Origin of the sequence: Dyadobacter sp. SG02, assembly GCF_900109045.1 — a bacterium.
In the GTDB taxonomy this organism is placed as follows: Bacteria; Bacteroidota; Bacteroidia; order Cytophagales; family Spirosomataceae; genus Dyadobacter.
This window is the reverse complement of record NZ_FNYL01000021.1, coordinates 42,680-64,695: the sequence shown is the minus strand read 5'-3', so window position 1 is coordinate 64,695 and position 22,016 is coordinate 42,680. Positions and strand designations below refer to the sequence as shown.

Below are 22,016 nucleotides of genomic sequence, written 5' to 3'. Positions count from 1 at the left end.
TTATGGAGATACTTTTCTGGCTCAGTCTGTTTATTGTTTTCTACACATTCCTCGGTTACGGCATCGTGCTGTACATGATGGTCCGCATTCGTCGGGCATTCAAAGGAAAAAGGCTCACACCGGGCCTGGATCAGGATTTCCCGACGCTAACACTCGTGATCGCCGCTTATAATGAGGAAAGCATTATCGAAGAAAAGATCGCCAATACGCTCCAACTCTCTTATCCGGCAGGTAAGTTAAGCCTGATTTTCGTCACCGACGGCTCCTCCGACCGCACGCCTGATCTCGTGGCCAACTACCCGCAGATCAAGCTCATGCACACGCCGGTGCGCAGCGGCAAAATCCTGGCCATGCACCGTGCTATGGACGAGGTGGATACCGAAGTGGTCGTTTTCACCGATGCCAATACATTTCTGAACAAGGACGCATTGCTGCTGATCGCAAGGCATTACGCCGACGCCAAAGTAGGCGCGGTGTCCGGCGAGAAGCGGGTCATGCAGGACGCATTGTCGGACGCGACGGCAGGGGAGGGCTTTTACTGGAAATACGAATCGACGCTCAAAAAGTGGGATTCGGAGCTGTATTCGGTAGTGGGCGCGGCCGGGGAATTATTCAGCGTGAGGCGATCGCTGTACCGCTCGGTGGAGCCGGACACGATCCTGGATGATTTTATGATTTCCATGCAGATCGCCGAGCAAGGCTACCGCATTGTGTATGAGCCGAATGCCTATGCTTCGGAGCTTTCTTCGGAAAATATCAAAGAGGAATTGAAACGCAAGGTTCGCATTGCAGCGGGGGGCATTCAATCTATTTTACGATTGAAAAAACTCATGAATCCCGTCAACGACCCGCTATTGTCCTTCCAGTACATCAGCCACCGCGTGCTCCGCTGGACGGTGACGCCGTTTCTGATGATCCTGGCATTCGTACTCAATATTTTAATTGTACTAAAATCCGGTGGCATAATTTACCAGTTGCTACTCGTCGGGCAGGCAGGATTTTACTCGCTTGCGCTGGCGGGCTGGGTGCTGGAAACGCGCAAGATCAAGGTAAAGGCGCTTTTTGTGCCCTATTACTTTTGCATGATGAACTACGCCGTGCTGGCGGGCATCCGGCGGTATTTCAAAGGCTCGCAAAGCGCGGCCTGGGAAAAATCTAAAAGAAAAAGCGCATAGCCGTCGGCTACGCGCTCAAAAATTCTTGTCGGAATGTCAATCAGAGCTGCTTCAACCGTTCGGATTCCGCTTCGAGGATAGGGATCAGTTCGTTGATCTCCACGGAAATATTCCGGTACATTTCGATCAGCTGTTCGGCGGGGTCTTCATTCTTGATGGCTTTTTCGAGCACTTCCACCTTCGGGCGCACGTGCGTGAGGCCGGTCATGGTGAACGAAGGTTTTAATCCGTGTACGATACTGGCCGATTCTTTGAGGTCGCCCGATTCCAAAGCACCTTGCAGTGATTGCCAGCGGGGGATAGAGTCGCTCAGGAACGCATCAAAAATCATGTACAGGATTACAGGATCTTCTCCGTAGGCCTGGTCGATGTAAGCAAGGTCCAGGGCGGGGTTGAGTTGTAAGGCCATCGGTTTGTGTTAAAAGTTTTTCAGAAGCTCAGTTAGTGGGATTGGTAAGGTATTATTCGAAGAAATACTTCGACAATATAACCGCTTTTCTGCAAAACTATGACATTATTGTTGGTTCTCCTGCTCTTTTACCTCTTCTTTGACCGGCTGCTTGGCATCCTCCTTGGCTTTTTTGCGGAAATACCTGCGGAAAAGGAAGTTGGACCGGAGTGCCGTCATATTTTCGTCTAGTTTCTCGGTCGTACTTTCGAGGTTTTTCAGCGTTTCTTTCAGGTTTCCGGCGGTAGCTTCGTCGTGCAGTAATACTCCTAACGGGCTTGTTTTGTTGGAGTTAAGGTCCTGGCTGGCTGTTTTAAGGTTGTTCACCATCACATTGGCCGACGAAACGGTTTCATTTAACCGGGCAATGCTTCCACGGAGGTCTTTCATGATCACGGTATCGGTCGCGAAGTCGTTGGCCAGGCCTCCTTCCCGGGTCAGCTTGGCGGAATAGCTGGCCAGCGAAGCGGTTAATGCCTGTGCATTCACCGACGCTTTTTTCATGGCTCCGAGCGTCTGATCGAGGTCGTTGTACAGCCGCTCGTCGTTCAGCAGCATTCCTACGGTACCTTTCCCGGCAAGGATATTCTTGCTGATGGTTTTGAATGCGCTGGTGATGCCGAGCAGGTTCTTGTTGTTTTCGGAGAGCACGGCCAGCATTTCCTCCGTACTTTCAATTTTCTCGACCGCTATTTCATCGCCGTCTTCAATGGAAGGCACTTTTTGCGTGCCGCCGTAAATGACGATGATCTTGTTACCGATCAGACCATCGGTGCTGACTTTCGCCTTGGCGTTTTTACGGACAAATTCCTGTGATTTTTCCTCGATGTTCAGCATTACTTCTACCTTGGAGTTGGCCAGGAAACGGATGCTTTTCACCGTACCGATCTTCACTCCGGAGTACCAGATGTTGTTCCCGATTTTTAGCCCGTTCACATCGTCAAAAATGGTTTTGACCGTGATAGCCGATGAAAATACCTTTTTCATGCTGCCGACGGTGAGAATCCCTACCACGAAAATGATAATGCCCATGACGACGAAAAGGCCTACGTTAACGGATCGTTTGGTTGATGTTGCCATTATTACTGAATAAAATTATAGTCGTAAAAACTCTTGATGCGCTCCTCTTCTGTATCAAATACTTCTTCAAATGTGCCCGTTTTGAGGAACTTGCCATCGAGGAGCATCGCAATGCGGTCGCCCGTGGCCCGTGCGCACGTAAGGTCGTGTGTGATAATGATCGACGTCGTCTGGTATTTTTCCTTTACCTCGTTGATCAGCTCGTTGATTTCCAGACACGTAATCGGGTCGAGACCGGCCGTTGGCTCGTCGTAGAGCATAATTTCCGGTTTCAGGATTAGCGTCCGGGCAATGCCGATCCGCTTGCGCTGGCCGCCCGAGAGTTCCGCCGGTACCTGGTTGATCGTTTGCAGCAGGCCTACGGCGTCGAGCACGTATTCGACCTGCTCGTCGATTTCGGCGCGGGTCAGGTTCGGAATATTGCGTACGAGCGGGAATTCAAGGTTTTCGCGCACGGTCATACTGTCGTACAATGCGCTGTTTTGAAATGAAAACCCGATTTTGAGACGTAAATCGCGCAGATCGTTGCCTTCCAGCTTTGAAACCTCCTTCCCTAAAACCACACAATCGCCGCGATCCTGTTTCAGTAAACCGATCATAATCTTGATCAGTACCGATTTTCCGGTCCCCGACCGGCCGAGCACGACCATATTTTCCCCCTTGGTAACGGTAAGGTCGACGCCCTGCAACACATGCAGGTCGCCAAATGATTTGTACAGGTCGCGTACCTCGATCACCGGTTCGCCCGGTTTGAAATCTTCTTCCATATTAAATCCTGAAATAATTGGATACCTGTACGATGATCACCTCCTCCACAAAAATGAGGAACATGGAGGTCACGACAGCCGAGTTGGCGGCTTTGCCGACACCCTCGGTGCCTTTGCTGGCATTGTAGCCCTGGTAACTGCCAACAATCCCGATCGTGAACCCGTACGCGACCGCTTTCGCGACCGACGTCCAGATATCCAGAAACGTGATCTGCTCGAATGCGTTCTCGAAAAAAGCAATGAAACTTGTGCCTTCATTTAACGTGACGTTCAGAAAAGCACCGAGCAAACTGACGAGCGAGCAGTAGAACATCAGGACGGGAATGGCAATCGTGCAGGCCAGCACGCGGGTTACTACCAGGAATTTGAATGGGTTGACCGCCGATACTTCCATCGCATCGATCTGTTCCGTCACGCGCATCGAACCCAGCTCGGCGCCGATACTCGAACCGATCTTACCCGCGCTGATGAGCGCGGTTACCAGTGGCGCCAGGGCACGCACAATCGCGATCGCCACAAGTGAAGGCAGCCAGGAAGTGGCACCGAATTCGGAGAGCGACGGCCGCGACTGCTTGGTGAATACCATTCCGGTGATGAAACCGGTAAGGCTGATCAGCAGCAGCGACCGGTTTCCGATTGCATAACATTGCTTGACTATCTCCTGGAACTCCATTCGGCCACGGAAAACCTCGCGGAAGAAACGGATAAAGAAAACATACGCATTATAAACCGCCAGTAAGGCATTGTCCAGAGTTTTGCCGTATACAAATTGCTTTTTGTTAGCGCTCATTCAATCGGTACATTGTATTAAACTTTATTTATCAGGCGGTTGTGGTCAGTAGTCCTCCTTGCGCGCCGAGCATCCGCTCTTCAAACCACCGCATACGGTAGGCATTCATCGCGTTTTTGCCCAGTTGGTCGAGCAGCCGGTAGTTAACGATCACGCCAACGGCCGCTCCGATACCCGGGATGAGCTGCGCCATTTTCGCAAGATCGATATAATCGCGGTATTCCTGCTGGAATGTTTTCCAATTGAACTCGTGGATGTCGGTCGGGAGGTCTTTGCTGCGGAGATCCCATTGGATCATTTGGGAAAAAACCTCTTGCCGTCCTTTCTGGCTCGAAAACGTGAGCTGGAAAATATGGAGAATAAAAAGTCGTTCCCGGTAGTCGTTGATGGGCCTGCCGTATAATGCGGCGATCTCGAAAAGGAGTTTGATTTTAATACCTATCAGAATAGGGAATTCGGCCAATGCAAGCCAGAAGCCTCCCGCGCCGGTAATACCGCCTTCGGCCGCGCCTGCTTTTTTATAAAAATCGATCTTTTTGCGGACGGCTGTTTCCATTTCTTCCAGCGATGCGCCGGGAATAGCCTGTGTGGTGGTGTACTCGGCCCCGGTGAGCACACCGCGCACCATTTGTTTAATGGTACCGGTGATCACTTCATGCACTTTATCGGGAATGATGTCGTTGATCTTGTCCTGAAATTTCTTGGAAGTCCTGTCGATAAAATTGGGCCGCTTTTGCATTTTGAGCTGCCATTTGGTCAATTCCGGTTTAATCTGCTCTTCATAACTGTCGATGTGCATATCGTTTCAGGGCTAATGTAGGACGGGATAGAGAAACGGTGGTTGCTACTCGGTAGCAAAAATCATTCCAATATCCATTAAAGTCAAAAATAGCTGTAAGAATTCCCGAAGAGGATATGCAGGTGGTTGCCCTGAGAGGGATTCAGTTGGTAAAAACGCTTGGTATTATATGTTCAAACTATCTGATCCATAGTTTTTTAGTGAAAGCCCGGCCATTTGATTCAAACCGGATCAAATGCATTCCTGAAATCTGCTTCGGGAGTGTGAAGCCGCTTCCCGCTTTGGTGGAGACTTTCTCGTTTAATAAAAAGTGGCCATTCACACCGATCAGACTGATATTGCCTGTTTGCGGCCTTGTAAAATGAATGGTTAGCTCTTCCCCGCGCAGGGCCGGGTTGGGAAATATTTCAAAAACCGCGTCGGGATCTTTTTCAGTACCCAGTACCAGCGAAGGAGCCACCTCCGCATAGGCGGGAGTAGCCGATTCCGCGACGTCGTTAGTCGCTACCACTCTGTACATAATAGGAACAGCGGATTCGCCGGGTTCATCCAGCCATTCGAAAATGCTTCCGTCCACCTGTGCTACCAGTGTGAAGCTTGTGGCATCGCCGAACTTGCGTTCCAGCACATAACCTTTCGCGCCCGGAACTGGTTGCCACGAAAGCCTGATACTTCCCTTTTCGCTGTTTTGAGCGGTAAGCAAGGTGCCAGGCAGCGCGTCGGCAATCGGCACATCGTAGAAAGTGAATGCGCGCATTCCCCTTGCATTAGTAATGTACGGGCCGGTGAAAGGGTAGTAGGGGTTTTCCTGTTCGACATACGGCGGCAGGTAATCGAGCGTCGCGGCATTTTGCGGGGTTTTCAGGTCGAGGGTAATGCGGTTGCCTTCCGCTTTGCCGGATGCTACCGCGCCGATCTGGTGGCCGAAGTAAAAGAAGTCTTTCAAATCCATTACCGGCCCACGGGGGTGTTGGTAGGGTTCGGGGTATTTCAATTCCTGGCCTTCGTCGAATACGAGCGTCAGGCTTTTCTTTTCTGAGGAATTGTAAAATGCCTTTTTCAGGTTCGGCGAAGCGATATTGGCGGTATCGGCAGAGGCATAGAAGTCTCTTAGCATCAGGCGCGAAAGCTCGGAGCCGCTTTGCTTGTTACCGTCGCGGTTGTAATGCAGACCATCGAAACCGGTAGTACCGACGGTCGCAATGCTGGTAATGTCGGGGTAAATAGTGGGCAAGCGCCGCTGGTAGTCACGTATGAGCGTACCTATGAGCGCAACGTGGTAAATGATATCGATCTGGAAAACGTAGAGCTTTTGCAGGCCGGGAAAATCCATTTTCAGGTTTTTGTATAAAACATCGAAAAATCCTTCCCAATTGCCACCCTCGCCGTACGCCTCGCTTTCACCCTGTCTGAAAATATAGGCCTTCACCGCGTCGGCCACACCCGCTTTGCGTGCCCGGTAGAGCATTCTGCCGTAGCCATTATTGAAATCTGTCGGGTTGCTTTCCGTTCGCAGCGAATGCGAATAGGCCGCCGACCAATGGTAACCCGCATTAATGAGGCAGTTTGGGATGCCCGACTGCTCCATCAGGCGTTTCTGGATTTCAAATCCCATCGTACCGACGCCATTGTTATAGGAATGCATGTTCGACAGCGCCCAAAGTGTGTCTGCCGGGTCATACGGCAAGGTGTTGAGGTTGCCGGTAATCTTTCCAAACGTCCGGCAAAACATGCTGGTGTCGCCCTCACCGAAAAAGCCGGTGGAATTGGATTGCCCCGACAAAATGTACACATCGCCACTCACCACCCGGGTGCGGGTGACGAGCAGCGTGGAGTCGGCGTCCTTACAAAGGAAGACTTTGAAGTCGTAATTGGCCCGCTCGGCTTTGATCGTGGCGTCTGTGCTGAATGTCCCTTTTGCATTAGCCCCGTATTGAATGCCTGCCCTGCGGTACTGGAAGGGCTGGCCGTTGCGCAATACCTGTACCGAAACGTATTTCCAATCCGTCTCTTCCACAACGCCCGTTACCGGTACGCGCGCCTCGCTCGCAGGATCGCGCGGGTAGAGTTGGTAATCCTGCGGCAATTTGCTGAACAGGACGGGATCGAAACGCTGCGCAACGCTGTAAGTAACTGCCGGGAGCGTTAAAATTATTAGTAACAAGAGGGATTTGGCGGCTCTTTTCATGAAGAGTCCGCCCTGGTAGAGGGATTTCAGCACAGGGTTTAGTTGTTTATTTTAAACGAACAGGTTTGACGCCTTCCCGTGTGATTTTTACGGGATTGATCATGCCCTTTTCGTCGAAAGACATTACATCTATACAGGTTTCGCGGTGGTTACCGTCGGTTTCGGTCAGCGGGCGGCGGTGGTATACAATGTACCATTCATCCTTGCCCGGAACCTGGATAACCGAGTGGTGGCCTGCGCCCGTCGCTACGTTCGGGTCCTGTTGCAGGATTTTTCCCACGCGCTCGAACGGCCCGAAAGGCGAATCGGCGATGGCATAGGCCACCGAGTAGTTAGGCCCTGTCCAGCCGCCTTCCGACCACATGAAATAGTATTTGCCATTACGGATAAACATGAACGGCCCTTCTACATAGTTTTCCGGGGTGATCTCGCGGAATATTTTACCATCTTCAAAAGGGATAAAACCGGTGAAATCGCTTTTCAGCTTCGCCACATTGCAATGCTTCCAGCCACCGTAAAACAGGTAATACTGGCCGTCCTTGTCTTTGAAAACGAACTGGTCGATTGGCTGCGCGCCATTATGGAACTTGTCGATCAGCGGCTTGCCGAGGTAATCCTTGAAAGGGCCTTCCGGACGGTCGGCCACAGCCACGCCGATGCCCCCTTTTTCATTATCGTTCTGAATATCGTTGGCGCCGAAAAAGAGGTAATATTTCTTATCCTTTTCGATGATAGAGGGTGCCCACATGGCCCTTTTTGCCCATTTGACAGCGGAGGTGTCGATAATATTCGGATGTTTGTTCCAGGTAACGAGGTCTTTGGACGAAAATGCGTCCATATGCACCTGTTTGTTGTACGGCGCCGAGAAGGTAGGGTAAATCCAGAATGTTTTGTTAAAGATAATGCCCTCGGGATCGGCATACCAGCCGGGGAACACGGGATTGCCCGACTTTGCCGCGCCGGATGTTTTGGCGGATTGTGCAAAAGCGTGGTAACAACAAAGGTTTAGAAGCGTAAAGGCAAGCAGTTTTTTCATGATTAAAGTTTCGGTAAATGGTAATGTAACCGCTGCAAGTTCTAAATTTTTGTCCAATTAATAAGTCTCTCCCGCACCTCCGCCGCCGAATGTACCACCGCCGAATTCGAGCGATGGGCCCGCCGGTGTAACGCCAAGCTCCCGGGCAGTAATGACCGCTTGCAGGTTTTCAAGGCTGTTTTTGCGATTTTGTTCGTCTGAAATGCCGTGTTTGGGTGTATGTAAATATTTGATCAGCGCTATCGCCGCCGCGATCATGAGCGCGCCCGCGAGTACGAGCCCCTGCGAGGCGGTCAATGTCGAGAAATAGTGCTTGTAAGTATAGACGGAGAATGCAAAGGCTATCAACCCGATAATGAACAGGATACGATCTGCCCTTTTCAATCCGAAGAATACATAGGCGGCAGGTATAATGAATGTGAAAAAGTAAAAGAGTGGCGCGAAAGCAATTTGTGGTGCAACTGACACATTCAGATCGCTGATTAATGCATTCAATTCCCTCACTACCAGGTAATTTCCTCCGAGATAAAAAGTTACCAGTGAAAGCACTTCCAGAATCTGGCGGCATTCGTGGTAGTAAATGTCCTTGTTTTTTCTGGCCAAAATATAAATCAACGCCGACAGCATCATAACGGCGAACGGTAGCAGGGCTTTACCGAGCGGGAATTTCATCATCCATTCGGCCATGATCGTGAATATCAATCCGAAAATCGCGATCGGGCCAAGGAGGTCGGCGTAACGCAGTGTGGCCGGGACGATGACCGCAAGTGCGATGAGGCAATATGCCCAAACCGGCGCGTGCTGGAAAAGCAGGAATACCGGTACCATTGCCGCTGTTACCCCGGCATACAGCAATGCGTTATCGACACCGGAATGGAAAAGGTTTTTGGTTTTAATTAAATACTCCAGAACAAAGAAGAAACAGGCGCAGCAAATGAGACTCAATGTCGAAAAGCCGATTTCAGAACTTGCATCAAGCAAAAACAACGACAGGAAACCAACAAAAAACGAAGTGGCCACGACGGCAAAGCAAAACAGTCCGATCTTGACAAATATCCCCGGACGATAAAATTTTTCCGGGAACAGTTCTTTCACCTGTGTTTCCTGCTCTTCGGTAAGCAGGTTGCGGTACTTCCATTCGGCCGCCTGACGTTGCAGGTGGAGATTTTCGACCCAGGTTTGGTTATATGCCTTTTTCATCTTTTGGTCCCGAAGGTTTGATACCCAGAAATTTTTTAAAGTTCAACAGGAAGTAAATCACCCCGACACTCGAAAAAAGGAAATAGAAAATCCCGAGCCCCAGTGCCGCATCGATTCCGAGACTGGTGAAAATGGTGTAAGTGATAATGCAATAGCCGTAAACCGTGCCCATCAGCAGGAATACCAATGATTGCGCCTTCCGTGCGCGTCGGACGAAGAAGTAGCAAAGCCCCAGCCCGATGAAAAAATAAAGGACTTTGGGACTATGGCTGAACAGCCCGATCTGCGCCGCAATGCACGCCAGGTTTCCGCCCATGAGCATGTATGTGAATGCGAAATGCTTTTTGACGTTCTGTTCTTCCGAGATCCATCCCACCGCCGTGAGCACGCAGCCCAGTCCAATGGCGGGAATGATCAGCTTGCCATCGGAAAAGTCATTGTCGGCTAATACGGATAATGGTGCGATGGTGAGCCCGAGCCACGAGGCCAGACCGGTAATGCCCATAGACAGCGCGCCGCGGTGGTCGAAACGGTAGGCGCAAAGGAAGAAAATGATCGTGGGAATGATGACAGCCAACCCGTAGCGCGTGCCGAAAAGGTTGTACTGATATTGCAGGTAGCCTTCAAGCCCCAGAAACGTCGAGCAACCCAGCAGCAGCACGTAGTCGGCGAGCTTGTTCGGATTGTCGATTTCTTCGTGTGAGTAGGGGAGGCTGTTTTTATAAGCGTAGTAAAAACAACCCGCAGTAATGAGCGCGATCACCGCGATGATCACCTGGTGGCCGATGGTGTCGATATTCTCGTATATGAGTATCCCGGCGCCGGAGCTGAAAAACAGGATGCCCAGGTAAAGGACAGCGCGCAGTTCCCAATGAATGGAAAAGGCCTTTTCCCTTTCAAACGAAACGATCGTATCGGCCTGCTGATCGGAAATGATTCCCTTGCTTGTCAGGGAATTAAGGATAGATTTTGGTGTCATGGAAGTTGAGACGAGGGAAAGTAAAGTTAACAAACTTTACCATGATCGCTGCGTCGCAAAACTTACACAATTATTTAGCGGAACCGACGGTATACTTAACGGTACAATATCAAAAGCGGAGCGTAAAATCTTCTTTTACCTGCTCGTCGCGGAAGAATACCAGGCCGATCCAGAACAGGTCGACCGTTACCGTTACCTGCGGGTGCGCTTTGATATATTCCCAGGCCTTCGTCATTTCCTCCGACCAGTATATGTCGTCAAAAATGAACAGCGAGCCGTTTCGGGCATGCGAAAGGCATTGTTCAAAGTAGCGAACGGTGGGTTCGTAGCGATGGTTGGCGTCAAAATAGGCGAAGTCGATCGGGCGATCGAGCGTTTTGAGGCGCTTGGGAAGTGTTTCGTCGATATTACCAAGCACGATTTCGACATTATCCGCGCCCTGGCGGCTGAAATGCTGCTGCGCCTTATCTGCCGTCTGGGGGCAGCCTTCGAATGTGATCAACTGCGCGTCGGGCTTCGCTTTCGACATATATAAGGTAGTCAGCCCGAGCGAGGTGCCGAGTTCGAGAACGGTCGCCGGTTGAAAACGCTTGATGAGCCGGTAAAAAAGCCGCCCGAATTTGGCGGGTTTTTCTGCGTTTTTTGCGATTGTTTTGAGCTGCCGCAGGTTGGATTTGTTCACCCGCGAACCAGCGCCCAGGTCGACGATTTCGATTTGCTCGTCGGAGCGGAGCAGTTCCTTGCGCAATGCGCGGATAGGCTCGTACGCGGGATTATCATCCTTCCGGACCGCAATCACGTTATTGTAGAGCTCGAACAGAAATGGGGAATGGATGGAGTGCTCGTTTCCGGAGCGCAAAAGGTACTTTATATAAGCAGCAATCAATGCAATGGAATTTTAAAATCGGGTTAGCCGACGATTTAATTGAGGCGGTAAGGTGCTACCAGCGAAAATGCGGGGATCACGACGCGGAACTGGCGGCCGTCGAGCACGCGTTCCATCAGGTAGGTGCCGGCCATTTTGCCCATGTCCGTCCGCAGGTTGCATCCCGATACATAGTCGTGCACATCGCCCGGTTCCAGCACGGGTTGCAGCCCCACAATGCCCGCACCTTCTACTTCACGAACCGTTCCGTTGGCGTCGTAGATCAGCCAATGCCTTCTCAACAGCTTGACGGTGTGTTCACTATGGTTCTCGATCAGAATCTTGTACGTGAACACAAAATGATCCTGGCCCGGATTGGAGTAATCGGGCTGATATTCCGTCAAAACGGTGACTTTGACACCATCTGTAACTTTGGAAACCATATAGATCGAGGGTGTTGAAAAGTATTGGGACTCTCGGAGTAACGGCAAATATACCGCTTTGCAACGCACTTTTAACGAAAATAGTAATCAATTGCTGATAAAACCAAATCAAAAAACACATAATTTGGATTCCAAAATAAATTCAACCGCATGGATGTAAAAATTGAGCAGTCGTGGAAAGAGCGACTCGCCCCCGAGTTTGATAAGCCCTATTTCGCCTCGCTCACGGCTTTTGTCAGGGAGGAATATCAGACCAAACAAATATTTCCACCTGCCAGGCAGATATTCAACGCATTTAACTATTGCAGCTTCGACGAATGCAAAGTAGTGATTCTCGGGCAGGATCCCTATCACGGGTTGGGACAGGCCAATGGCCTCTGCTTCTCGGTCAACGACGGCGTGCGGATGCCGCCTTCGCTGCTCAACATTTTCAAGGAAATCCAGCAGGACCTGGGAAAGCCATTCCCGGAAAGCGGCAACCTCGAACGCTGGGCCAAGCAGGGCGTACTGCTTTTGAATGCTACATTGACGGTGCAGGCAGCCTCGGCGGGCTCGCACCAGGGAAAAGGATGGGAGCAGTTTACCGACGCGGTCATCAAATGCGTGTCCGATGAGAAAAGCAATATCGTGTTCATGCTCTGGGGCAGGTACGCGCAGGAGAAAGGCGCGGTGATCGACGCAGCAAAGCATTATGTGTTGAAAGCGAAGCACCCCTCGCCGATGTCGGCTAATGGTGGCGGCTGGTTTGGAACGAAGCATTTCAGCAAGGCCAACCAATACCTGGAAAGCAAAGGTCTCGAACCGATCAACTGGTAGTTGTGCAAATAAAAAGAGAGCCGGGATGCCCGGCTCTCTTTAAGATTTTCACTCCTATTACTATTATTAATTACTTCTCGATGTTGGAATTCATCTCCAACACTTTGTCCCAGTGGCCTTCGTTGGCCTTCACGAATGCAACTCTGTCGGCATTCAATGAGTATTCCCGGGCAGCTTCGTTGGTGCGGAAAGTCAGGTAGTGGATCACATCAAATTGCTCACCGTTGTTATCCGACTTCTGCACATGTCCCGCCGAGTAGGCTACGACATCTTTTACTGCTTTCTTCATGGTCGCAAAATCGCGCAGGTGTTTTTCAACTTCCTGTGTAGTAGTACCCGGTTTGAACTTGATACAAACCACTCGCTGGATTTCGGCGGGCTTGTGTGGCACATAAGCTCCGTAAATGACCAGCATGAATACGCAAAGCGCGAAAATAGGGACTAAATATCCTAATGTTTTATTTCTAGTTCTCATTGTAGCAAATTCAATAAATGCAATTGTCTATTTCTCTTGCTACAAAGGTAAAACTTAAATCGATTATTGTATTATTTGGATATTAAATATAAATAATTTTGAAAATTTAATAATTAAGAAAAGAAACATCCCCCGAAGATCTACTTTCCAAAATATTATTCTGAGACTAATTTTTTGTAAAATTTTCTAATAGCCCTGTCAATCAGGTAACTATCGGTGCCTTCGGAGATAAAAGTTTACCGTTTGGAAAAAACAAGTTTCAAAAAAGTGCATTTCTGTTACCTTTTTTTGCAAATGACGTCTCAACAGGTGTAAAAGTCATAAAAACACCTTCCAAAGATTGTATGGGACCATTTGCTATTTCAAGGCGAAAAAAATCTGAAAAAAACCGATTTATTTTTAAAAATGTGCTGAATTTCAGCCTGCTTGTCCTGTTTTTGACGCTGGAATGCGGTGCTAAATGCCATTGGGGCTTCTGGGCGCACAAGCGGATCAACCGTTTGGCGGTTTTTCGGCTGCCGGTTGAAATGCAGGTTTTCTACAAAAAGTACACGGATTACCTGTCGGAGAATGCGGTGAATCCCGACAAACGCCGGTACGCGGTGGTAGGTGAAGCGGAGCGTCATTTCATCGATCTGGATGTATACGGCGACAGTGCATTTGCAGTACTTCCAAAATACTGGCAGGCTGCCGTGCAGAAAATAGGGGAGGATAGCCTCCGTAAACACGGTATCGTACCCTGGCATGTTCAGATAGCCGCTTCACAACTCACAGCCGCATTCAGGGAGAAGAATACCTCCCGGATTCTGCGCATTTCGGTGGACCTCGGGCATTATATCGCCGACGCGCACGTGCCGCTACACACCACGCGAAACTACAACGGGCAGCTTACCGGTCAGGATGGTATTCACGGTTTCTGGGAATCACGGTTGCCTGAGCTGTTTGCGGAGGATTACGATATGTGGCTCGGGCCTGCGGTTTACCGAAAGGATATTGCGAGGGACATTTGGAAAGTCGTCGAAGACTCGCATGCGGCCATGGATTCGGTGCTGTTATTTGAGCAGCAATTGACAGAAATCTTCAAAGCCGATAAGAAGTACAGTTTCGAGCTTCGGAACAATGTCCTTACCCGCATGCATTCGCGTGAATTTTCGGAGAAATATCACCATATGCTTGCAGGGCAGGTTGAGAAGAGAATGCGCGCTTCCGTGCAAATGGTGGGTGATATTTGGTACACGTCCTGGGTTAATGCCGGGCAGCCGGATTTGGCCACATTAATAAATTCCGGTGTCGATGAAACGGAGCCGAATACAGAAGCCGCCGAACCGCAAAGCTGGTTGCAGCGACTTCTGAATGTACGAGCGGAGTCAGACAATTAGCAATCGTTACTATTAATTGCTGGCCGATCCATTACCGGAACCGGAGATGAGCACTTTGGCGGTTACCAGCAGTTGCCCTACGTGCCGTTGCGTATGTTCGGCCGCGTGAAAAAGCAGGCCCAAATGCGTGGATGGCACCATAGCGCGGCCTACGTAACGTATTTCAGTTAAAGTATCTGGACTGGTATCACGGAGCTGTTTCAAAGCGATTTCCAGTTGGTTGCTGAACTGATCGAGCAAATGGTTATAAGTACAATCTTCAAACGGCTCCTTTCCCTCACTTTTCAGGAACGCCATCTGGCTTTCGCTCAGCGATTCCTCACGCGCATACGTGAACAGGCGGTCGAGCACACCTGCGAGGTGCTGCAAATGGAAGCCTACCGACGCGACGTTGGCCGGTTTTTCCCAAAGCAGTTTAGAAGGAAATGCATTGGCGAAAATGCCCAGTTCCTCACGCGCCTGTAACAATGCGTGCGCGACGGGTTGGAGCAGATCGGGCACGTCGGGAAGCGGCCCGCGGAGCCATACTTCGAGTTGTTCGTTGTTTTGCATGGCTGAAAATAAACGAAAAAGGGGCCTTTTTACAAGCCCCTTTCCGCACTAATTGTTGTCAGAATTTATTTTGCAATGTCGATCTGCACCGGCTTGCCTTTGATGGTGTTACCATCCATCGCACGCAATACCGCACGCGCATCGCGCTCAGGCACGTCCACGAATGTGAATTTGTCGTAAATGTCGATCGCACCGATGGTTTTGCCCGGGATGTTGGCTTCGCCGGCAATAGCGCCCACGATATCCTTCGGCATGATGTGGTCTTTGCGACCAAGGCTGAGGAACAAACGTGTCATACCAGCTTCGGGAGCGGATTGACGACGTTCGCCACGGTCACCACCGCGCTCACCACCACGTGGTGCGTAACGGTCGCCTCCGCGGTCTCCGCCACGGTCGCCAAAGCGGCCACCTTCACGACGGTCTCCGCCTCTTTCGAAACGGCTTCCGCCCTCACGGCGATCGCCTTTTGCATAACGGTCGTTGCCACCTTCACGGCGGTCGCCACGACGTTCTTCCCATGCCAGGTTGCTGTCGGCATATTCGTTTTTCTGAACGCCCATGATCTGCTTCGCCATTGCGCCAACGATTTGCTCGGTTGAGAAACCGCTGTGGTGCAGCATTTCCAGTACGTCGTTGTACAGGCCTTCGTCTTCGGTTTCTTTGATAGAGGCTGAAATATTCTCTACGAAACGCGCTTTACGAACACCTACGATATCTTCGAATGAAGGGATAACGCCTTTTTCGATTTTTACTTTGGTATATCCTTCAATGGATTTCAAACGGTATTTTTCGTCACGGGCTACGAGTGAGAATGCCTTACCGGACATCCCCGCGCGGCCTGTACGACCAATACGGTGTACGTAATATTCTTCATCCATCGGAATGTCGTAGTTAATCACGCCATCCAGGCCGCTTACGTCGATACCACGCGCCGCAACGTCAGTCGCAACAAGGATAGTGGTTACACCAGCCTTGAATTTGCTCATTACATTGCTGCGTTGTTGCTGGCGCAGGTCACCATGGATACCTTCGGAAGCATAACCGCGCAATTGCAGGTCTTCCACGATCTCGTCCACCTTACGCTTGGTATTACAGAAAACCAACAGGGACTTAATGTGGTGCATATCGATCAGGCGGGTCATTACCTCGACTTTCGCCTGTGGCTTCACCTCGAAATAAACCTGCTCGATATTCTGGTTGGTCAGCTCGTTGCGAACGACTTTGATCAATGTAGGGTCGTTCAGGAAGCGTTTGGTGATCGACATAATCGGCTTCGACATGGTTGCCGAGAAGAGGATCGTCTGGCGATCTTCCGGCATGTCGGCCAGAATGCTCTCGATGTCCTCACGGAAGCCCATATCGAGCATCTCGTCAGCCTCGTCGAGTACCATCATACGTACTTCGTCGAATTTCAGGGTGCGGCGCTCCATGTGGTCCATTACACGGCCAGGAGTACCTACTACTATATGTACTCCTTTTTTCAGGGAGCGGATCTGACGGTCGATCGAGTCACCACCGTAGATGGCTTCGATGCGCACACCGCGCACATATTTGGCCAGACGGCCGATTTCTTCGGATACCTGCACCGCGAGTTCGCGGGTTGGGCAAAGGATCAGGGCTTGTACTGCGTTGTTGGAAGTGTCAATTCTTTCCAGCACCGGAATTCCGAAGGCAGCCGTTTTACCGGTACCCGTCTGGGCCTGACCAATTACGTCAGAACCCTGCATTACTGCCGGGATTCCCTGTGCCTGTATCGGTGAGGGTTTTACAAAACCCATTTCTTGCAAGGCTTTCAGGATGTTTTCGTTGAGTCCAAGCTCTTCGAAAGTTTCAAAAGTTTCAGTAGTCATTCTATTGCTTTTAGTATTAATTCTTGATTTGAACGGCTGTTCCGGGGAAGGCGACGATGGCGGGCCATAACATAATGATCCTATGGGCAAGGCCCAACGTATGCATTAGTTCCAATAGAAATTGGACCATCTCACCGGTATCCGGCTGTAATCGGTAAATAATTGAAAGGGATCGCGCAAAGCCCACCACAACCATCCGTGGGGCTCTGCATGTGAACGGTAGGTCCAGCCGGGACAAATTTTTGAGGCTGGCAGGTGATCTGAAATGTACTAGACCGTTTATGAAGCAGAGAAGCGAACGGATGTTCCTTCAAAATTGTGACGCAAAAGTAAGAACAATATTCCGTAATCGCAATGCCTTCAAGAAAGTAATTGTAATATTTTTAGAAAACAAAAACCCGGCACATTAAAAATGGCCGGGTTTATCTAGTCAGGTTTGCTGATTCAGAATAATTCTTTGACGTCCGTATAAGGTAAATGCCATGCTTCGGCAACACCTTTAAATACTACTTTTCCGTGAACGACATTCAATCCTTTACGCAGTTCCTCGTTGGTAGAACAAGCCTGTTTCCAGCCCTGGTTGGCCAATTGCAATGCATAGGGGAGGGTGGCGTTGGTGAGTGCGAGTGTGGAGGTGTAGGGGACTGCGCCGGGCATGTTGGCCACGCAATAATGTACGACGCCGTCGACTTCATAGATCGGATCTTCGTGCGTGGTAGCTTTCGAAGTTTCGAAACATCCACCCTGGTCGATGGCCACGTCAACCATCACGGTTCCGGGTTTCATCAGTTTGAGCATATCGCGGGTAATGAGCGAAGGGGCTTTCGCGCCCGGTATCAACACGCCACCGATGATCAGATTTGTACTTTTGATCAATTCCCGGATGTTGTATTCGTTGGACATGACTGTATCCACGTTCGCCGGCATAATGTCTTCCAGGTAACGCAGCCGCGCGAGACTGATATCGACGATCGTTACATTTGCTCCTAATCCGGCCGCCATTTTGGCCGATTGCGTTCCTACGATCCCGCCGCCGAGTACCAGCACATTCGCCGGTTTCACGCCGGCGACGCCGCCGAGCAGGATACCGAACCCGCCCATGGGTTTTTCGAGGTATTTGGCGCCTTCCTGGATCGCCATACGGCCGGCTACTTCGCTCATCGGAACGAGCAATGGCAAGCTTCTGTCTGTTTTTTCGACGGTTTCATAAGCGAGGCAAACGGCTTTGCGCCCGATCATGGCGTGGGTAAGGGGCTCGGAGGAAGCGAAGTGGAAGTAGGTGAAGAGGAGCTGGTTTTCTTTAATTAGTGGGTATTCACTTTCAATGGGTTCTTTTACTTTAATGATCATTTCGGCAATGCCGTAAACTTCTTCGATCGTTGGGAGAATGCCGGCGCCTGCTTGTGTGTATTGTTCGTCGGTAAAACCGCTGCCTTTGCCCGCCTCTGCCTGCACGTACACTGTGTGTCCGTGCTTACGTAGCTCTGTGACTCCTGCGGGCGTTAAAGCTACCCGGTTCTCGTTGTTCTTGATTTCTTTGGGGACGCCAATGACCATCGGTATGTGTAGTGTTTTATAGTTTAGATTAATGGGTCAAAATTAAATTTTGGCAGAAAAACATACTATAAGGGGCAAAAAAGACAGAAAAGAAAACTATTTTTGGTCTTATCCGTAAGAAAAATTTCTGCCGGGAACGTTCACAGCCCACACTCAGCCACAAAAAATACTTTATGCAGCCCGACCAGACCGACCGTAAAATCCTGGACCTTTTGCAGCAGAATGCCCAAATGACGATCAAGGAGATCGCGAGTAAGATCAATTTGTCGGTCACGCCCGTGCACGAGCGCATACGTAAGCTTGAAAAAGAGGGATTTATCGATAAATATGTGTGCCTGCTCAACCGTAGGAAGCTGGGGAAGGGGCTAGTGGTATACTGTAATGTCACACTCGATAAACAGCGCAAGGAAAGCTTCGAAGACTTTAATCAGGCCATTGTGCAAATGCCGGAAGTGCTCGAATGCTCGGTGGTTTCGGGCAACTTCGATTACATGCTGAAAGTGGTCGTCGAGGATGGCGAGGCTTACAATCAATTTTATCAGCATAAACTTTCTGCCCTGTCGAGCGTGTTACACATCAGCAGTTATTTCGTAATTTCCGAAATCAAGTACACCACCGGAATCGCTGTATTGTAATTCACAACGCTATTTAAACTGATCATCAGGCCGGTAGGCGCGCGCTGATCGCATAATGCCCAGCATATGAACAAGAATTTTAAGGATGGCCTGAACCTGATGTCGAAAGTGACGCCGAAGCGTGCGTGGAATGCGGTGCAGATATTGGGAAGCTATTTTTATTCCAAAATGACGGGAAACCCGGTACACTGGGGAATGCCGATCGCCATTTCTTTCGAACCCACGACTTCCTGCAACCTCCGCTGCCCCGAATGTCCCAGCGGCCTTCGATCATTCACACGGCCAACCGGGATGATGGAAGAGCAATTGTACAAAAGGACGATCGACGAGCTCGGAGATACCTTATTATACCTGATATTTTACTTCCAGGGCGAGCCATATCTACATCCGAAATTCTTCGAACTCGTAAAATACGCGCACAACAAAGGTATTTACACCGCCACTTCCACCAATGCGCATTACCTTACCGACGAGAAAGCCCGCAAAACCGTGGAATCCGGCCTCGATCGCCTGATCATTTCCATCGACGGCACCACACAGGATGTTTACCAGCAATACCGTGTCGGCGGAAACCTTGAAAAAGTGCTGGAAGGAACGCGCAACATCATTAAATGGAAGAAGGAATTGAAATCCGCGACGCCGCATGTGATATTCCAGTTCCTGGTAGTGAAGCCCAACGAGCATCAGATCGAAGATGTGAGAAAGCTGGCCGAGGAGATGGGTGTGGATGAAGTAGGACTGAAAACCGCGCAGATTTACGATTACGAGGAAGGCTCCGATCTGATCCCCACCATTGAAAAGTATTCGCGCTACCAGGTGCAGGAAAACGGGAAGTATTCTATTAAAAACAAATTCGTAGACCATTGCTGGAAAATGTGGCATTCCTGCGTGATCACCTGGGACGGCGCCGTGGTACCCTGCTGCTTCGACAAGGACGCCGAGTACAAGCTGGGCGATATGAAAACTTCGACTTTCCGTCAGCTATGGAAGGGTAAGAAGTACCGAGACTTCCGCGCTTCGTTGATCAGATCCCGTTCAGAGATAGAGATGTGCAAGAACTGTACGGAAGGCACGCAGGTGTGGGCGTGAAACATTTTGCCAATTTTTCGTCCAATTTATTTTTAATTAAATAATAATATCATTTAAAATCTTGATAGTCAAGTAGTTTGATGTTTTCTTGAAAACTCCGTGGAACATTTCTTGGTAGATTGCCCCGAATAATAGAAATTTGACATTGGTAACTCAAATGAATACATGGGCAAAGTAATTGCAATTGCAAACCAAAAAGGAGGGGTAGGGAAAACCACCACTGCTATTAACCTTGCAGCCAGTTTGGCTGCGCTTGAATTCCGCACACTCATTATCGATGCCGACCCGCAGGCCAACTCAACGTCGGGGCTCGGTTTCAATCCGCAGGAGATGGAAAACAGCATTTACGAATGCATGGTGGAGCAGGCCAGAACTTCGGAAATTATCCTGCAAACCGATTTCCCCAACCTCAACCTGCTGCCGTCGCATATTGACCTGGTAGGAGCGGAGATCGAGATGATCAATCTTAAAAACCGGGAACACCGGATGAAGGACGCGATCGAAGAAGTGCGTAATGACTACGACTTCATCATTATAGACTGCTCTCCTTCACTTGGCCTTATCACGATCAACAGCCTCACCGCCGCCGACTCGGTGATCATTCCCGTACAATGCGAGTATTTCGCATTGGAAGGATTGGGTAAACTGTTGAATACCATTACCATCATTCAGTCGCGACTGAATACCAACCTGATCATCGAGGGTATCCTGCTCACGATGTACGACCTCCGCCTGCGTCTGTCCAACCAGGTGGTTTCCGAGGTTACCAACCACTTCGAATCTCTTGTTTTCAACACCATCATACCTCGTAACGTACGTATCAGTGAGGCGCCGAGCTTCGGGATTCCTGTCATGGCACAGGATTCGGACAGCAAGGGGGCCGTTAGCTATCTGAACCTTGCAAGAGAGATTCTCAGTAAAAACGGTTTGCTCTCTTCCGACAGAGTGAACTGATCACGATAGTACGAACAGGCAATGGAGAATAGCAGCAAGACGAAAAAAATGACCGGACTTGGAAGAGGATTAGGCGCTCTTCTGCAAGACTCCGAGAAAGTCAACACGACCAGGACCAATACGCGCCTGTCGCCGACGGAGGTCATCGGCTCGATGAACGAGATCGACGTGAGCCAGATCGAGGCGAACCCTTACCAGCCACGAACGAAGTTTGACCAGGAATCGCTGGAAGAACTCGCCGATTCCATCCGTGTACAGGGCATTATCCAGCCCATTACGGTACGCCAGCTTTCTGAGGACTCTTATCAGTTGATTTCCGGTGAGCGTCGTTTGCAAGCGTCCCGCTCGCTCGGGATGACGAGCATTCCTGCCTATATCCGTACCGCCAACGACCAGCAAATGCTGGAAATGGCGCTGATAGAGAACATTCAGCGTGAAAACCTGAATGCGATCGAGATTGCATTGAGCTACCAGCGGCTGATCCTCGAATGCAGCCTGAAACAGGAAGAGTTGGGTGCGCGCGTAGGTAAGAACCGCACGACCGTCAATAACTATATCCGTTTGCTCAAACTGCCGCCTGTGATCCAGGCATCGCTACGTGACGATAAGATCAGCATGGGGCATGCCCGGGCGCTGATCACGATCAATAGCGACCAGAGCCAGCTCAAAATTTTTAACCAGATCATCGAAGAAGGATGGTCCGTAAGGAAGGTGGAAGACGAGGTGCGCAAGCTCGGAATGATGAGCAATATCGCCACCGAGTCCAAAAAACAGCCGACAATTAATCAGGAAATAAAGTCGTTACAGTTCCAGCTTTCGTCCTTTTTTGGGGCAAAAGTGTCCGTTAAGAGTAATGATGAGCACAAAGGCGAAATCAAGATCCCTTTTGGCTCTCAGGACGAACTGAAAAAGATTTTAGAAACACTGAAATTCAAATAA

Annotated in this window: 22 protein-coding genes; 7 read left to right on the top strand and 15 right to left on the bottom strand. The window is 50.0% G+C overall.

Translation table 11 applies throughout. The features are described from left to right. The first annotated feature begins 2 nt into the window (after positions 1-2). Complete coding sequence (locus BMW93_RS33260; RefSeq protein WP_090386826.1) at positions 3-1,175, top strand: glycosyltransferase family 2 protein; 1,173 nt, start codon at positions 3-5, stop codon at positions 1,173-1,175. 40 nt (positions 1,176-1,215) lie between these two features. On the opposite strand, the gene BMW93_RS33255 is transcribed toward BMW93_RS33260, so the two are convergent. The 11 genes from BMW93_RS33255 to apaG form a co-directional block, all read right to left on the bottom strand. After that, positions 1,216-1,584 carry an Hpt domain-containing protein gene (locus tag BMW93_RS33255; RefSeq protein WP_090386824.1) on the bottom strand — a complete coding sequence of 123 codons (369 nt, stop codon included), beginning with the start codon at positions 1,582-1,584 and terminating at the stop codon, positions 1,216-1,218. 105 nt (positions 1,585-1,689) lie between these two features. After that, on the bottom strand, positions 1,690-2,703 hold the full coding sequence (locus tag BMW93_RS33250) for an MlaD family protein (protein WP_090386822.1): 1,014 nt from the start codon (positions 2,701-2,703) through the stop codon (positions 1,690-1,692). Positions 2,704-2,705: 2 nt separating this feature from the next. Next, a complete protein-coding gene (locus tag BMW93_RS33245; protein WP_090386821.1) occupies positions 2,706-3,470 on the bottom strand; it encodes an ABC transporter ATP-binding protein in 765 nt (254 codons plus the stop codon). A gap of 1 nt (position 3,471) precedes the next feature. Continuing rightward, positions 3,472-4,260, bottom strand: coding sequence for an ABC transporter permease (locus BMW93_RS33240; RefSeq protein WP_090386819.1), 789 nt, complete (start codon positions 4,258-4,260; stop codon positions 3,472-3,474). 31 nt (positions 4,261-4,291) lie between these two features. Further along, the gene (locus BMW93_RS33235; protein ID WP_177194273.1) at positions 4,292-5,059 is read right to left on the bottom strand and encodes an EcsC family protein; all 768 of its coding nucleotides are present in this window, start codon (positions 5,057-5,059) and stop codon (positions 4,292-4,294) included. Positions 5,060-5,237: 178 nt separating this feature from the next. After that, a complete protein-coding gene (locus tag BMW93_RS33230; RefSeq protein ID WP_090386817.1) occupies positions 5,238-7,280 on the bottom strand; it encodes a sialate O-acetylesterase in 2,043 nt (680 codons plus the stop codon). 13 nt (positions 7,281-7,293) lie between these two features. Beyond that, entirely contained in the window at positions 7,294-8,283 is a 990-nt protein-coding gene (locus BMW93_RS33225; RefSeq protein ID WP_090386815.1) for a glycoside hydrolase family 43 protein, read from the bottom strand. 57 nt (positions 8,284-8,340) lie between these two features. Then, positions 8,341-9,483 (bottom strand): hypothetical protein, encoded by a 1,143-nt coding sequence (locus tag BMW93_RS33220; RefSeq protein ID WP_090386813.1) that lies wholly within the window; start codon positions 9,481-9,483, stop codon positions 8,341-8,343. After that, positions 9,467-10,462 (bottom strand): DUF2157 domain-containing protein, encoded by a 996-nt coding sequence (locus tag BMW93_RS33215; protein ID WP_090386811.1) that lies wholly within the window; start codon positions 10,460-10,462, stop codon positions 9,467-9,469. The genes BMW93_RS33220 and BMW93_RS33215 overlap by 17 nt, the downstream gene beginning before the upstream one ends. 109 nt (positions 10,463-10,571) lie before the next feature. Continuing rightward, a complete protein-coding gene (locus tag BMW93_RS33210) occupies positions 10,572-11,348 on the bottom strand; it encodes an O-methyltransferase (RefSeq protein ID WP_090386809.1) in 777 nt (258 codons plus the stop codon). Between the two features lie 35 nt (positions 11,349-11,383). Beyond that, a complete protein-coding gene (gene apaG / locus BMW93_RS33205) occupies positions 11,384-11,770 on the bottom strand; it encodes a Co2+/Mg2+ efflux protein ApaG (protein ID WP_090386807.1) in 387 nt (128 codons plus the stop codon). Positions 11,771-11,920: 150 nt separating this feature from the next. Between apaG and ung the strand changes: the two genes are divergently transcribed. Beyond that, on the top strand, positions 11,921-12,586 hold the full coding sequence (ung, locus tag BMW93_RS33200) for a uracil-DNA glycosylase (RefSeq protein ID WP_090386805.1): 666 nt from the start codon (positions 11,921-11,923) through the stop codon (positions 12,584-12,586). Between the two features lie 70 nt (positions 12,587-12,656). On the opposite strand, the gene BMW93_RS33195 is transcribed toward ung, so the two are convergent. Further along, positions 12,657-13,061, bottom strand: coding sequence for a Dabb family protein (locus tag BMW93_RS33195; RefSeq protein WP_090386803.1), 405 nt, complete (start codon positions 13,059-13,061; stop codon positions 12,657-12,659). Between the two features lie 407 nt (positions 13,062-13,468). Here BMW93_RS33195 and BMW93_RS33190 point away from each other — a divergent pair, with 407 nt between their 5' ends. Continuing rightward, the gene (locus BMW93_RS33190) at positions 13,469-14,440 is read left to right on the top strand and encodes a zinc dependent phospholipase C family protein (RefSeq protein ID WP_229241094.1); all 972 of its coding nucleotides are present in this window, start codon (positions 13,469-13,471) and stop codon (positions 14,438-14,440) included. A gap of 12 nt (positions 14,441-14,452) precedes the next feature. On the opposite strand, the gene BMW93_RS33185 is transcribed toward BMW93_RS33190, so the two are convergent. The 3 genes from BMW93_RS33185 to ald all read right to left on the bottom strand — a co-directional run bounded on the left by BMW93_RS33185 (position 14,453) and on the right by ald (position 18,399). Beyond that, complete coding sequence (locus BMW93_RS33185; RefSeq protein ID WP_090386798.1) at positions 14,453-14,992, bottom strand: DinB family protein; 540 nt, start codon at positions 14,990-14,992, stop codon at positions 14,453-14,455. A gap of 65 nt (positions 14,993-15,057) precedes the next feature. Then, complete coding sequence (locus tag BMW93_RS33180) at positions 15,058-16,842, bottom strand: DEAD/DEAH box helicase (protein ID WP_090386796.1); 1,785 nt, start codon at positions 16,840-16,842, stop codon at positions 15,058-15,060. Between the two features lie 444 nt (positions 16,843-17,286). Beyond that, entirely contained in the window at positions 17,287-18,399 is a 1,113-nt protein-coding gene (gene ald, locus BMW93_RS33170) for an alanine dehydrogenase (RefSeq protein ID WP_090386791.1), read from the bottom strand. Between the two features lie 173 nt (positions 18,400-18,572). Between ald and BMW93_RS33165 the strand changes: the two genes are divergently transcribed. From BMW93_RS33165 to BMW93_RS33150, 4 genes are all read left to right on the top strand, one after another. After that, the gene (locus tag BMW93_RS33165; protein WP_090386788.1) at positions 18,573-19,034 is read left to right on the top strand and encodes an Lrp/AsnC family transcriptional regulator; all 462 of its coding nucleotides are present in this window, start codon (positions 18,573-18,575) and stop codon (positions 19,032-19,034) included. 66 nt (positions 19,035-19,100) lie between these two features. Continuing rightward, on the top strand, positions 19,101-20,123 hold the full coding sequence (locus tag BMW93_RS33160) for an SPASM domain-containing protein (protein ID WP_090386786.1): 1,023 nt from the start codon (positions 19,101-19,103) through the stop codon (positions 20,121-20,123). Positions 20,124-20,288: 165 nt separating this feature from the next. Beyond that, positions 20,289-21,077 (top strand): ParA family protein, encoded by a 789-nt coding sequence (locus BMW93_RS33155; RefSeq protein ID WP_090386784.1) that lies wholly within the window; start codon positions 20,289-20,291, stop codon positions 21,075-21,077. Positions 21,078-21,098: 21 nt separating this feature from the next. Beyond that, a complete protein-coding gene (locus BMW93_RS33150; RefSeq protein ID WP_090386782.1) occupies positions 21,099-22,016 on the top strand; it encodes a ParB/RepB/Spo0J family partition protein in 918 nt (305 codons plus the stop codon).

Coding starts and splice junctions, on each gene's coding strand:
- ald (WP_090386791.1), bottom strand. CDS start 18,399: ATGGTCATTGGCGTCCCCAAAGAAATCAAGAACAACGAGAACCGGGTA.
- ung (WP_090386805.1), top strand. CDS start 11,921: ATGGATGTAAAAATTGAGCAGTCGTGGAAAGAGCGACTCGCCCCCGAG.
- BMW93_RS33180 (WP_090386796.1), bottom strand. CDS start 16,842: ATGACTACTGAAACTTTTGAAACTTTCGAAGAGCTTGGACTCAACGAA.
- BMW93_RS33195 (WP_090386803.1), bottom strand. CDS start 13,061: ATGAGAACTAGAAATAAAACATTAGGATATTTAGTCCCTATTTTCGCG.
- BMW93_RS33160 (WP_090386786.1), top strand. CDS start 19,101: ATGAACAAGAATTTTAAGGATGGCCTGAACCTGATGTCGAAAGTGACG.
- BMW93_RS33150 (WP_090386782.1), top strand. CDS start 21,099: ATGGAGAATAGCAGCAAGACGAAAAAAATGACCGGACTTGGAAGAGGA.
- BMW93_RS33155 (WP_090386784.1), top strand. CDS start 20,289: ATGGGCAAAGTAATTGCAATTGCAAACCAAAAAGGAGGGGTAGGGAAA.
- BMW93_RS33240 (WP_090386819.1), bottom strand. CDS start 4,260: ATGAGCGCTAACAAAAAGCAATTTGTATACGGCAAAACTCTGGACAAT.
- apaG (WP_090386807.1), bottom strand. CDS start 11,770: ATGGTTTCCAAAGTTACAGATGGTGTCAAAGTCACCGTTTTGACGGAA.
- BMW93_RS33215 (WP_090386811.1), bottom strand. CDS start 10,462: ATGACACCAAAATCTATCCTTAATTCCCTGACAAGCAAGGGAATCATT.
- BMW93_RS33250 (WP_090386822.1), bottom strand. CDS start 2,703: ATGGCAACATCAACCAAACGATCCGTTAACGTAGGCCTTTTCGTCGTC.
- BMW93_RS33185 (WP_090386798.1), bottom strand. CDS start 14,992: ATGCAAAACAACGAACAACTCGAAGTATGGCTCCGCGGGCCGCTTCCC.
- BMW93_RS33225 (WP_090386815.1), bottom strand. CDS start 8,283: ATGAAAAAACTGCTTGCCTTTACGCTTCTAAACCTTTGTTGTTACCAC.
- BMW93_RS33220 (WP_090386813.1), bottom strand. CDS start 9,483: ATGAAAAAGGCATATAACCAAACCTGGGTCGAAAATCTCCACCTGCAA.
- BMW93_RS33255 (WP_090386824.1), bottom strand. CDS start 1,584: ATGGCCTTACAACTCAACCCCGCCCTGGACCTTGCTTACATCGACCAG.
- BMW93_RS33235 (WP_177194273.1), bottom strand. CDS start 5,059: ATGCACATCGACAGTTATGAAGAGCAGATTAAACCGGAATTGACCAAA.
- BMW93_RS33165 (WP_090386788.1), top strand. CDS start 18,573: ATGCAGCCCGACCAGACCGACCGTAAAATCCTGGACCTTTTGCAGCAG.
- BMW93_RS33260 (WP_090386826.1), top strand. CDS start 3: ATGGAGATACTTTTCTGGCTCAGTCTGTTTATTGTTTTCTACACATTC.
- BMW93_RS33245 (WP_090386821.1), bottom strand. CDS start 3,470: ATGGAAGAAGATTTCAAACCGGGCGAACCGGTGATCGAGGTACGCGAC.